8 protein-coding genes are annotated in these 12,797 nt (G+C 48.7%); 6 read left to right on the top strand and 2 right to left on the bottom strand.

What is annotated here, in order from left to right; all coding sequences use genetic code 11:
* Positions 1 to 81: 81 nt before the first annotated feature.
* Positions 82 to 1,617 (bottom strand): PCMD domain-containing protein, encoded by a 1,536-nt coding sequence (locus BHV73_RS05720; protein ID WP_195620760.1) that lies wholly within the window; start codon positions 1,615 to 1,617, stop codon positions 82 to 84.
* A 371-nt stretch (positions 1,618 to 1,988) separates the two neighbouring features.
* Between BHV73_RS05720 and aroC the strand changes: the two genes are divergently transcribed.
* The 4 genes from aroC to BHV73_RS05700 are packed head-to-tail and all read left to right on the top strand — an operon-like array spanning position 1,989 to position 6,088.
* Entirely contained in the window at positions 1,989 to 3,065 is a 1,077-nt protein-coding gene (aroC, locus tag BHV73_RS05715) for a chorismate synthase (RefSeq protein ID WP_009123159.1), read from the top strand.
* Between the two features lie 20 nt (positions 3,066 to 3,085).
* Positions 3,086 to 4,438 (top strand): dipeptidase, encoded by a 1,353-nt coding sequence (locus BHV73_RS05710; RefSeq protein WP_195620756.1) that lies wholly within the window; start codon positions 3,086 to 3,088, stop codon positions 4,436 to 4,438.
* A gap of 1 nt (position 4,439) precedes the next feature.
* Entirely contained in the window at positions 4,440 to 5,519 is a 1,080-nt protein-coding gene (locus BHV73_RS05705) for an anhydro-N-acetylmuramic acid kinase (protein ID WP_195620755.1), read from the top strand.
* A 5-nt stretch (positions 5,520 to 5,524) separates the two neighbouring features.
* Positions 5,525 to 6,088 carry an NUDIX hydrolase gene (locus BHV73_RS05700; protein ID WP_195620753.1) on the top strand — a complete coding sequence of 188 codons (564 nt, stop codon included), beginning with the start codon at positions 5,525 to 5,527 and terminating at the stop codon, positions 6,086 to 6,088.
* Positions 6,089 to 6,101: 13 nt separating this feature from the next.
* Here the strand turns inward: BHV73_RS05700 and BHV73_RS05695 are convergent, their stop codons facing one another.
* Positions 6,102 to 8,261 carry a DNA topoisomerase 3 gene (locus BHV73_RS05695; protein ID WP_195620752.1) on the bottom strand — a complete coding sequence of 720 codons (2,160 nt, stop codon included), beginning with the start codon at positions 8,259 to 8,261 and terminating at the stop codon, positions 6,102 to 6,104.
* A gap of 338 nt (positions 8,262 to 8,599) precedes the next feature.
* Between BHV73_RS05695 and BHV73_RS05690 the strand changes: the two genes are divergently transcribed.
* On the top strand, positions 8,600 to 10,003 hold the full coding sequence (locus tag BHV73_RS05690; protein WP_195620751.1) for a sulfatase family protein: 1,404 nt from the start codon (positions 8,600 to 8,602) through the stop codon (positions 10,001 to 10,003).
* 98 nt (positions 10,004 to 10,101) lie between these two features.
* Positions 10,102 to 12,732, top strand: coding sequence for a DUF4962 domain-containing protein (locus BHV73_RS05685; protein WP_286737348.1), 2,631 nt, complete (start codon positions 10,102 to 10,104; stop codon positions 12,730 to 12,732).
* Positions 12,733 to 12,797: the final 65 nt, after the last annotated feature.

The raw sequence follows: 12,797 nt of genomic DNA, 5'->3' as shown, positions 1-12,797 counted from the left end.
ATCGAGTAATAACAATCATAAGTAAAGGGGCTGTCCAAAAAGTCGGATAGCCCCTTTTCAAATATCTAAATTATAATATTATCATTCACCGATAATTTCTAACTCATCTACAATAAGAGTACTATTTACAGCACCCTTAAATTTATCACCATCTTTACTTGAAGAACACACAATAGCTATCATATACTCTTTTCCTTCTTCATAAGATTTACCATCAAGATACTTAAACGGAATATTAAAAGAAGTCCACTCAGCCTTTTCAGAACCATCTTGTAGTAAAGCAACAGCAACACGGCGTTCTGATTCATTTATATCCACCCCGGTCAGAGGAATATTGCTACCATTCTCGTCTTTTTGTACCTCATATAATACCGCCTGAATAGAACATTCATCAATAACATCCAAGTTGTCTTTTACATTTTCTTTATCAGAGCCATCTATATAGTTGTCCCCTGCTTTATAAGTATATACTCCCTTAAAAAACAAAGGTTTTTGAGCATATGGAATACCAAACTTTATCAGTAACAGCGGATTTGACAGAGCTGTCATAAAATCAAATTCAAAACTACCTGTAAATAAAGAGCCTGACGTAATAGGGGCTACTCCATCCATATACGTCCTTGAATCCAAGGTTATTAGCTTAGCGGCATGTCCTTCAAATCCATTTACCTCCTCCACAACAGGAAAGCCTAATTTCGGTTCTCCTCCATTAAAAAAGCCAGCTCCCCCATTTGAAGTAGCTAATCCTTCTTCAGATGGAGTAGGATAAACTATTTGTCCTAAAAATAAGTCCGTTGTCCAAGAGTTTAAATTATACTTTATAGCTGTCAACTTTACTTTAACTGGAGTTTTCACAACATACTCTACCGCAGTGCCATCTTCTGCCGTCACAGTAATAGTTACATCCTGTGAAAGATTCATAGTCTTACCACTTTCAACTGAAGCAGTTGCTTTATCAGAAACAATGAAAGTAGGAACTAAAGTTTTCAATACATTCGCATCAGCTTCTACCGCAGCCTCATCTACTCTAAATGTAATTGTATTATCATCATTAATGACAGGTTGTTCAATAACAATCGCATTTGCTTCATTAGACATATCAAAAGAGAAAGTTTTAATCTTAGCCTCACTGCTTTCAGAACCTGTCAAGCGAGTACCTTCGTATATAACTTTTACACTCTGCTTCAAACCGCCTACAGTAGCATCAATATCCATATCAACCTTTACAGCACCGTTTGTAACAGTACCTTTGGCATTAATTGTACAAGACAAGGCATCAACCTTTAATTCCTGAGTACCGGTAAATGTATAAGTATCACCATTTTGAGACAAAGCGCAATTCTTCAATTCCACATCTCCGATAGCAATTCCCATAAAGCTAAAATCAGCCAAAGAAAGATTTATAGCGGAAGGACTTGCCTTTTCAATCTTAATCTTTTGGGGCTCGGAGGGCATCGTAGTTCCCTCTACTGTCACAGTAAGGGATCCTTTATAATTACCTGCTATTTCGCTTTCGATGACTTTAGAGTAATCCGGTGCGTCATCATCGTCGCTACAAGCAGTAAACAAACTCATTGAACAGATCAATGCAAATAAATAAAACAAATTTTTCTTCATACTAAGTACTTGTTTAGTTAATAAATTCCCCATATAGTTAGGGGATACATAATACTCTCTTTTTTATCAAGGGCACAAAATAACAGTTTTTAAAACCTTTAAACAAGGTCTTTTCTATAAAATAGATGTTCCTTTTTTCAGATAGGAACAATTATAAAGTTTCTTCACATTCTTAAATACTTCTATGTATTTTAAGGCGGAATCCATGCTTTGAACCGATAATCGGCGTAACCAAAAGCCCGGAAATAAAAGATTTATTGTCATTTTTGAAACGTTTTACAAAAAAAATTGTTACCTTTAAAAAGTCAAAGCCTCTTATAGCAAGGCAAATTGGCGCATTAACCTCATTATAAACTCTTAAAGCAATTGATATGTTCAACTCATTCGGCAATATTCTCCGTCTTACCAGTTTCGGAGAATCACATGGTAAAGGCATAGGCGGCGTAATAGATGGATTCCCCGCAGGAATTACCATCGATATGGACTTCGTGCAATCGGAGCTCGACCGTCGCCGTCCGGGACAATCACGTATCACTACCTCACGAAAAGAATCTGATAAAGTAGAATTCCTATCCGGCATTTTCGAAGGTAAATCTACCGGATGCCCCATCGGATTCATCGTATGGAACGAGAACCAGCACTCTAACGATTATAACAATCTGAAAGAAGTATACCGTCCCTCGCACGCCGACTATACATATAATGTAAAATACGGAATACGCGACCACCGTGGCGGCGGACGTTCATCGGCGCGCGAGACCATTTCGCGTGTTGTAGCGGGAGCTTTGGCCAAGTTGGCTTTGAAACAGCTTGGCATCCGCATCACAGCATATACTTCACAGGTAGGCCCCATCAAGCTGGAAGAAAACTATACCGCTTACGATCTCGACCTGATTGAAACCAATCCGGTACGCTGCCCCGACCCGGAGAAAGCGAAAGAAATGGAAGAGCTTATCTTCAAGATAAAGGGCGAAGGCGATACCATTGGCGGCGTGGTGACTTGCGTAATCAAAGGATGCCCCATCGGACTGGGACAACCCATTTACGGTAAACTGCAATCAGCCCTTGCTGCCGGCATGCTCAGTATCAATGCCGCAAAGGCATTTGAATACGGCGAAGGATTCAAGGGTTTGAAGATGAAAGGTTCCGAACAAAACGACGTGTTCTTTAATAACAACGGACGCATCGAAACGCATACCAACCACTCCGGCGGTATTCAAGGCGGCATCAGTAACGGACAGGACATCTACTTCCGCGTAGCTTTCAAGCCTGTGGCCACCGTACTCATGGAGCAGCATACCGTAAATATGAACGGCATAGACACCACACTCAAAGCCCGCGGACGCCACGACCCCTGTGTACTGCCCCGTGCCGTGCCTATCGTAGAAGCCATGGCCGCCATGACCCTGCTCGATTTCTACTTGATTGACCGTACTACGCAATTATAATAAATACCGCTTTACATTATATGGAAATAAAGAAATATATTGCAGAGAACGAGTCCAGGATGTTGGAAGACCTGTTCAGCCTTATCCGTATTCCCAGTATCAGTGCCAAACCCGAACATCACGACGATATGCTGGCATGCGCAGAACGCTGGGCCCAACTGCTGCTCGCAGCGGGCGCGGACGAAGTGTTGGTAATGCCTTCTGCGGGCAATCCTATCGTATTCGGACAGAAGATTGTAGACCCGGAAGCTAAAACAGTATTAATATACGCACATTACGACGTGATGCCCGCCGAACCGCTGGAGCTTTGGAAAAGCAACCCCTTTGAACCGGAAGTACGTGACGGCCATATCTGGGCACGTGGCGCGGACGATGATAAAGGACAGTCTTTCATTCAGGTAAAAGCGTTTGAATATCTGGTAAAGAACAACCTGCTGACACACAACGTAAAGTTTATCTTTGAAGGAGAGGAAGAGATTGGTTCACCCAGCCTCGAGGGCTTCTGCCAAGAGCATAAAGAGCTGTTGAAAGCCGATGTAATCCTCGTTTCCGACACCAGTATGCTGGGCGCAGACCTCCCCTCACTGACTACCGGCCTGCGCGGACTTGCCTATTGGGAAATAGAAGTGACCGGCCCGAACCGCGACCTGCACTCCGGACACTTCGGCGGTGCGGTAGCCAATCCCATCAATGTACTTTGCCGGATGATAAGCAAAGTAACGGACGCCGACGGACGCATCACCGTTCCCGGCTTCTACGATGATGTGGAAGAAGTACCGCAGGCAGAACGTGAAATGATAGCGCGCATCCCGTTCGACGAGGAGAAATACAAAAAAGCCATCGGCGTAAACGCCCTTTTCGGAGAAAAAGGGTACAGCACGCTGGAGCGTAACAGTTGCCGTCCGTCTTTCGATGTATGCGGCATCTGGGGCGGCTATACGGGCGAAGGTTCCAAAACCGTACTCCCTTCCAAAGCCTATGCCAAAGTATCGTGCCGGCTGGTTCCGCATCAGGATCACCATAAGATTTCGCAACTGTTTGCCGATTATATCATGGCTATCGCTCCCGACACCGTACATGTAAAAGTCACTCCCATGCATGGCGGACAAGGCTATGTATGCCCCATCACGCTCCCCGCATACCAGGCGGCGGAGAAAGGCTTCACCAAAGCTTTCGGCAAGAAACCGTTGGCAGTACGTCGCGGCGGCAGTATTCCTATCATCTCCACATTCGAGCAGGTATTGGGAATTAAAACCATACTGATGGGCTTCGGTCTGGAATCCAACGCCATTCACTCTCCCAACGAAAATATCCCGTTGGATATTCTGCGCAAAGGCATTGAAGCAGTTGTTGAATTTCATCTGAACTATTGATATGGACGACTTTCAGATACAAGCTATCGGTCTTATGTCCGGCACGTCGCTCGACGGGCTGGACGTTTGCTGTTGTACCTTCCGCCGTAAAGCGGGCAAATGGTCATTTCACATCGACTGCGCCAAAGGTTACGGTTATCCGGAAGAACTGAAATATAAACTGGGTACAGGCGCGCAAAATATGAGCGCGCTTGAATTCATCACCTTTCACAGCGCCTATGGCTCATTTCTCGGGAAGCGCGTCAACGAGTTCATGCAGGAGTTCGGCGTACGGCCGGACATCATCGCATCGCACGGGCATACCATCTTCCACGAACCGCAAAAGAAAATCATGTACCAGATTGGAGACGGTGCGGCCATTGCCGCCGAAACCCGTATTCCCACGGTATCCGACTTCCGCAGGCTGGACATCATGCTGGGCGGGCAAGGCGCCCCGCTCGTACCCATCGGCGACCGCCTGCTCTTCGCCGACTATGACTACTGCCTGAACATCGGAGGATTTTCCAATATCTCGTTCGAGCAAGACGGCAAACGTATCGCTTTCGACATAAGCCCGGTGAATTACGTAATCAACCACTATTGCCGCCAAATCGGTCTGGAGTTCGACCGTGACGGAGAGATTGCCCGCCGTGGCGCTATCTGCCGACCGTTGCTGGACGAACTGAACGGAATGGAATTCTACCACCAGTCCGGCCCTAAATCATTGGGACGTGAGTGGGTGGAAACACAAGTCTACCCCATGCTGGAACGATACGGACTGAGTGTGGAAGACAAGCTGCGTACTTTCTACGAGCACGCCGCTTTCCAGATATTCCGCATCATCAACGCCAATCCGTCTTCAGCGGGTAATGGCAAACTGCTGATTACAGGCGGCGGAGCATTCAATAAATTCCTCGTAGAACGGATTGAAGCCTTATGCCCCTGCCAAATCGTAATCCCCGGCCGACAGATTATAGAATATAAAGAAGCATTGATATTCGCCTTTCTCGGTGCGCTCTACATGGCAGACGAACCTGGCTGCCTTGCATCCGTCACCGGAGCGTCGATGGACAATATAGGCGGAATGTTATTCAAAGTATAAAAATCATGAAACCTATGAACGATTCCGACAGCCCCTGGGAAATCATTTCCAGCGAGTACCTGCATAAAGCCCCGTGGCTCACCGTACGCAAAGACCATGTAGTCTTGCCGAACGGTAATCATATCCCTTCCTATTACATATTGGAATATCCCGATTGGGTAAATACCATCGCCATCACGTGCGACGGGCAATTCGTTTTTATCCGCCAATACCGACATGGCCTGCAAGAGACATCCTATGAACTTTGTGCCGGCGTATGTGAGGAAGAAGATGCCTCTCCGCTGATTTCCGCACAGCGGGAGCTGCTTGAAGAAACCGGCTACGGCAACGGTACGTGGCAGGAATACATGCAAATCTCCCCCAACCCGAGTACCCATACCAATATTACGTATTGCTTTTTGGCTACCGATGTGGAAAAGATTTCGGAGCAGCATTTGGAAGATACGGAAAGCCTCAGCGTACATCTGCTTACGCTTGCAGAAGTAAAGGAACTGCTGCAAAAAGGAGAGATAAAGCAAGCGCTGATGGCCGCTCCATTGTGGAAATATATAGCCGAGAAAGGACTATAATCCGGCTACCGCTCTACTCAAACGGCTTGCGGAATGTACAGCCGCCTTTCCATTCGGAACAGCCGTAAGCCGTTTTTCCTTTAATAATCGTTCCTTTTCCGCAAAGCGGACAAGGTGTGCCAACCAATGCATCGGCAGGCTGATTCTCACCGGCCGTTTGCTCCGTTTTCTTTGCCGCGGACTTTCGCGGCGCTCTTTTCTTTGGCTCTTTTTTCGGTTTACCGGAAGCGGAAGCCGATGCGGCAGATGTCTTTTCGCCCTTTTCCGACACAGGGGCTTGTATGCTGATATGGCGGTTGCTGTTATCGGAGAGGACGCTCATCACAATCTCCGATACCATTTGCTTCAGTTCTTCCAGAAACTGCGAAGCGTTGTAGGTACGCTTTTCTATTTCACGCAATTTCTTTTCCCACATACCGGTCAGCTCGGCAGATTTCAACAGTTCCTCGTGAATAATCTGAATCAGCTCCACACCCGTAGGGGTGGCTATCAGGTTCTTTTTCTCCTTACGGATATAGTTACGCTTGAAGAGCGTTTCGATAATGGCGGCACGCGTGGAAGGACGGCCGATGCCGTTTTCTTTCAAAGCGTCGCGCAGTTCGTCGTTATCCACCAGTTTACCGGCGGTTTCCATGGCGCGCAGCAAGGTAGCCTCGGTATAAGGGCGTGGCGGTTGCGTCCACTTTTCGTACAAATCCGGCAGATGAGGGCCGCTCTCTCCCACCACAAACGCAGGGAGCACGTTTTCATCTTCTCCGCCTTTCTCCTCTTTTTCTTCTTGCGAGCGTTCCGAGAGCGTACCGAACACCACACGCCAGCCGGGCTCCAATATCTGCTTACCCGAAACTTTGAACTCAATCTGTTCCACCTCACCTATTACGGCAGTCGTCGCAAACAGGCAGTCCGGATAGAATACGGCAATGAAACGGCGTGCAATCAGGTCGAATACGCGACGTTCCATATCCGTCAGGTTCTGAGGGGGCTGGCCGGTAGGAATGATGGCATGGTGGTCTGTAACCTTCGAATTGTCGAACACTTTCTTCGACTTCGGCAGCGTAGCTCCATCCAGCGGGGCGGTCAATGTCTGATAATCACGCAAACCTTTCAGTATGCCGGGGCATTTGGGATAGATGTCGTCACTGAGGAAAGTAGTATCGACACGCGGGTAGGTCGTTACTTTCTTCTCGTAAAGCGACTGTATGGTTTTCAACGTTTCGTCGGCGGAGAAAGCAAACTTCTTGTTGCACTCCACCTGCAGGGACGTCAGGTCGAACAAACGGGGCGGAGCCTCTTTGCCGTTCTTACGGGTGACGTTCGTTATGGTAAAAGGAGAATCCTTTATCTGCTCCAGCAGAGCCATTCCGCGCTCCCGGTCGGTGATGGGTTCTATCCCCCGGTTTTCTTCGGGTTTTGCGGTTTTGGCGGCGGTTCCCTCTTTCTGCTTTTCCGCTTCCAATACCAGTTCTTCATCACTTTTGCGGAGAATGGCGGAGAAAGTGGTATCCCGATACACTGTCTTCAGCTCCCAGTATTGTTTGGGAACAAAATTCTGTATTTCGAGCTGACGGTTTACGATTAGCGCAAGCGTAGGCGTCTGTACACGTCCGATAGAAAGCACCTGCCGGTTCTGACCGTACTTCATGGTGTACAGACGGGTGGCATTCATACCCAGCAGCCAGTCGCCGATGGCACGCGAAAGCCCTGCCTCGTACAACGGCTGGAAATCGGACGCATCCCTCAGCTTGGCAAATCCCTCGCGGATGGCTTCTTCCGTCAGCGAGGAAATCCACAGACGCTTCACCGGACAACGCGCACCGGCTTTCTGCATCACCCAACGCTGAATCAGCTCTCCCTCTTGTCCGGCATCACCGCAGTTTATAATCATGTCGGCATGCTGCATGAGGTTCTCAATCACGTGAAACTGGCGTTCGTACGTAGGGTTACTGATAAGCTTGATACCGAAACGGGGCGGAACCATAGGCAGGCTGCCCAAGCTCCACGATTTCCAGTTGGGCGTGTATTCGTGCGGCTCCTTAAGGGTGCAGAGGTGGCCGAACGTCCAGGTCACCTGGTATCCGTTTCCTTCGATGTATCCGTCTCTCTTATCTTTCGCTCCGAGTACATCGGCTATGTCACGCGCCACAGAAGGCTTTTCGGCAATACAAACTATCATTCACTTTTCTTTTTAGGTGCGGCAAAGATAATGCAAACCGAGAGCAGAAGCAAATGAAATCATCCCGCGGGACAAATAAATTCGTCTCACGAGATAAATAAATCCATCCCGTGAGATGAATAAAACCGTCCCGCAAGACGAAAAAAACCATCTCACGAGACGGATTCAAGCGGTTGTAAGAGCATTTAGCACAAATTTAAAAGCTGACTGTACAAAATTGACAATCAAATAAACATTCCGCATCATAAAAAAAACATTAGAGTTCGCAGATACATGGAAAAAGGCGTAATTTAGCAATCGAGGAAACAATCTCCGAAATCAATTATAAAACTAATAATATGGTAAAACAAATCTCAATGAAGCACATAGCCTGCCTATCCCTGCTCAGCTCATCAATGGCATACGCTGCCGAACGTCCCAACATCATTTACATCTTTACCGACCAGCATACGGCAAACGCCATGAGCTGCGCCGGAAATCCGGATTTGCACACGCCCAACCTGGACAGACTGGCTGCCGCCGGCATCATGTTCCAGAACGCTTACTGTACCGCACCGCTGAGCGGTCCTTCACGCGGCTCCATGTTTACGGGGCATTATCCCGATGCGGTAGGTTTGTCGGTTAACGGCTCTCCGCTTCCCGACTCTCTCAAGACACAGACACTGGGTACGCTCGTCAAAAATGCCGGATACGAGTGTGCATACGGCGGCAAATGGCATGTGCCCGAACTCGATATTCCCGACAAGCAATACGGTTTCGACCAGATATACAAGCACAGCGACGACGGACTGGCCGAAGCTTGCGTGAAATTCCTGTCCAAGAAGCACAACAAGCCCTTCTTCCTGGTAGCGTCGTACGATAACCCGCACAACATCTGCGAATATGCGCGCAGCCAGAACCTGCCTTACGGCAATACAGACACACCGGAACTGCGTAACTGTCCGGGACTTCCGCCCAACTTCGCCAAGAATCCGTACGACGCCGATGTCATCGAAAACGAAAGAGCCAACAACTTCAACGTGTACCCCACCGCTACCTTTACTCCCGAAGACTGGCGTATGTACCGCTATACATACTACCGCCTGGTAGAGAAAGTAGACCATGAAATCGGTAAGATTGTCGATGCCATCGACAAAAACAACCTGTGGGAAAATACCGTCGTTATCTTCTCCAGCGACCACGGAGACGGCATAGGCGCTCACCATTGGAATCAGAAATCGGCCTTATACGAAGAAGTGGTCAACATTCCGTTTATCGTAACCCTGCCCGGCAAGAAGCACGCAGGCGGGAAGTTGCCGCAACTTATCAGCAACGGCGTCGACTTCTTCGCCACCATCTGCGACTGGACAGGAGCCAAACTACCCAAAAGCGCTGCCGGAAAATCATTCCGCAAAATAGCCGAAGAAGGTAATCCGCAAGCTCCCCATCAGGATTACGTCATTACCGAAACACGTTTCGACGGAAGCAAAACACGAGGCTGGATGGTACGTACCGAGCGCTACAAATATGTACTGTACGATAAGGGAAGACACCGCGAACAGTTGTTCGACATGAAGAACGACAGAGGCGAAACAAGAAACCTGATGATGGAAAACGCTTACGAGAAAGTGGCGCAGCAACATCGTGACATTCTCGAGAAGTATATGAATACGTATAAAATCAGACCGACACGTCCCAAATTGCATGACGTACCGGGAAAGGTGCTTCCCAAAACGGCCAATTACCAGACGGCGTATAAATAACGGTTCGTATGGCGAGACACGGAGACACAGCGTTTTCCCTGAATGACAGAGAACATACATTTTCTTTCACTCATCTCATTTTTGCAATACCCGATTATATGAACAAGACTCTATCCATTACTCTCCTCTCCTTTCTGCCCCTCTGCGCACAGGCGCAAACTGCCGGAAAGGCCACAATCAAGCTCTCCGACACGACGCTGATGCACGAAATGCGCGCAACTCCCTCACCGCTGAACGGCGCTACGGTCAGTGATCGCGCCGTATCTTTTCAATGGCCGTTGCCCGCAAGCCTCAACATTCTGCGAAGCGGGTTGGACGGCGCGGAAGAGAATACCCCCAAAAAGGAAATAGACAAGAGTAAATTGCGCTACTTCCTGCGTTACTCACAAAGCCCGGCATTCGGACAGGAAAATACCGTGCAAGCGGAAACACGCTGGCCTTTCTTCAATCCCGAACAAGATTTGGCTCCAGGTACATGGTACTGGCAATACGGCTACGTTACGGACGGAAAGACCGAATGGAGCGATACGTTACAGTTTACGGTAGAAGCCAATCCGCATAAATTCTGTCCACCCGCTCTGAAAGTCGTACTTAAAAACCTGCCCGCACACCATCCCCGCGTATGGCTTGACAAGGATGAATGGGACGGTTTCATAAAGCGCAGCGAGGGAAAGATTGAACGCAAGACTTACCTCAAACGTGCCGACAAGGTACTCGCTACGCCGATGAAGTCCGTAAACGACATCAATTCGGACTTGGCGAAGGGACTGACCAACGAAGTGCAGAAGAACGCCATGCTCACTCGTGAAAGCCGCCGCATCATCGACAGCGAAGAAGCCAACACAGACGTACTGATTCGCGCCTATCTACTCACCAAAGACCGCCGCTACGCCGATGAAGCCGTGAAGCGTGTCAAGGAAATGGCTACGTGGGGAGACAACAAGAATGTGGTGGGCGACTTCAACGAAGCTACCTTGCTGTCTCTCTGCTCCATGGCATACGATGCGCTGTATGATGTTTTGGACGATGCCACACGCCAGTTTCTGCTGAATGAAATAAAAGATTTCGGCAGCAGCATGTACAAGCATGACATCAACCGTCTGGAAAATCACATTGCCGACAACCATGTGTGGCAAATGACTTTCCGTATCCTGACCATGGCAGCCTTTACCATTTACGGTGAATTGCCCGAAGCCGACGAGTGGACGGACTACTGCTATAACCTGTGGCTCGCCCGTTTCCCCGGTCTGAACAAGGACGGAGCCTGGCACAACGGCGATTCATATTTCCATGTCAATCTCCGTACACTCGTAGAAGTGCCTTATTTCTATACCCGTCTTACCGGTTATAACTACTTCTCCGATCCGTGGTATCAGGGAAATGCGCTGTATGTCATCTACCAGCAACCGCCATTCTCCAAATCGGGCGGTAACGGCAGTTCGCATCAGAACATCCTGACTCCAGGCGGTACGCGTGTAGGCTACGCCGACGCTTTGGCACGTATGACGGGAAATACGTATGCCGCAGACTATGTGCGCCATATCAGCGCCCGCCAGCCCGATATACTCGAACAAGGAAGCACCTCGAAAGCCGGTGGCCTCGCATGGTTCCGCCTGCAATGCGACAAACCTTTGCCAAACGGACCGGGCTTGAAAGACCTGCCCATGGGACATGTATTCCCGCAAAGCGGCCTGGCTTCGTTCTCCACCGATTTGGACGACACCGGCAAAAGCGCCATGCTCAGTTTCCGCAGCAGCCCTTACGGCAGTACTTCGCACGCCATAGCCAACCAGAATGCCTTCAATACTTTCTGGAACGGTCAGTCGCTCTTTTACAGCAGCGGACATCACATCAGTTTCACCGATAAGCACAGCATTTATTGCCATCGCGGTACCCGCGCCCACAATACTATCTTGGTAAATGGCATGGGACAACGTATAGGAACGGAAGGTTACGGCTGGATTCCACGCTACTATGTCAGTGACAATATCAGCTATGTAGCGGGGGATGCTTCCAATGCTTACGGAAAGGTTATCTCTCCGCTATGGCTGCTGCGCGGCAAGCAAAGTAACCTGGAATATTCTCCGGAAAACGGTTGGGACGATACAGGACTGAAAACGTTCCGCCGCCACATCGTAACGCTGGGCAAAAGCGGGTATTCTTTCATATACGATGAACTGGAAGCTGCCGAGCCCGTAACTTGGAGTTACTTGCTGCATACTGTCACCAATCCGATGAATGTAGATAAAACCAAAGAGTATGTACACGTACAGGCCACCAGCAAAGACGGCGTATCGGACGCTTATCTCTTTTCGGCCGGAACCGTAAAGACGGATACCACCGACCAATTCTTCGTGCCTGCCGTCAACTGGCTGCGTGCAGACGAGAAAGGCCGGTTCAAGCCCTATCCCAACCATTGGCACTTCACCGCCACATCGGATAAGCAAAAGGTGTATCGTTTCGCAACGATTGTGTATACGCATGCCAAAGACAAGAATGCGGAAGCCGGACAGGTTGCCCCCAAAAGACTGAAAGACGGTAGCATTCAGATAGGTGACTGGAATATCAAAGCGAATATCTCCACCGGCGGGAAACCCTCTTTCGAGGTGCGGAACACACGCAAAGGATGCGATGCAAGCGTAAGCTATAAAGATTACGGTGCAACGGTGGTACGCGACAACGGTAAAACGACGGAACTGAAAGACGAAGTTCCCGAACTGGAAATATAAACCCGATTGATAGTATAAGGAGTATTTATCCTTTATCTATCCGCATATAAATATAAGCAACAGAA

Origin of the sequence: Bacteroides sp. 44_46, from assembly GCF_001915465.1 — a bacterium.
Classification (GTDB): domain Bacteria; phylum Bacteroidota; class Bacteroidia; order Bacteroidales; family Bacteroidaceae; genus Bacteroides; species Bacteroides clarus.
Note: the sequence above shows the minus strand (reverse complement) of the source record. Positions and strands in the feature narration are given on the sequence as shown.

What these genes read in the sequence shown, in the direction of transcription:
- BHV73_RS05700 (WP_195620753.1), top strand. Translation starts at nt 5,525, where the DNA reads ATGAAACCTATGAACGATTCCGACAGCCCCTGGGAAATCATTTCCAGC.
- BHV73_RS05695 (WP_195620752.1), bottom strand. Translation starts at nt 8,261, where the DNA reads ATGATAGTTTGTATTGCCGAAAAGCCTTCTGTGGCGCGTGACATAGCC.
- BHV73_RS05690 (WP_195620751.1), top strand. Translation starts at nt 8,600, where the DNA reads ATGGTAAAACAAATCTCAATGAAGCACATAGCCTGCCTATCCCTGCTC.
- BHV73_RS05710 (WP_195620756.1), top strand. Translation starts at nt 3,086, where the DNA reads ATGGAAATAAAGAAATATATTGCAGAGAACGAGTCCAGGATGTTGGAA.
- BHV73_RS05720 (WP_195620760.1), bottom strand. Translation starts at nt 1,617, where the DNA reads ATGAAGAAAAATTTGTTTTATTTATTTGCATTGATCTGTTCAATGAGT.
- BHV73_RS05705 (WP_195620755.1), top strand. Translation starts at nt 4,440, where the DNA reads ATGGACGACTTTCAGATACAAGCTATCGGTCTTATGTCCGGCACGTCG.
- aroC (WP_009123159.1), top strand. Translation starts at nt 1,989, where the DNA reads ATGTTCAACTCATTCGGCAATATTCTCCGTCTTACCAGTTTCGGAGAA.
- BHV73_RS05685 (WP_286737348.1), top strand. Translation starts at nt 10,102, where the DNA reads ATGAACAAGACTCTATCCATTACTCTCCTCTCCTTTCTGCCCCTCTGC.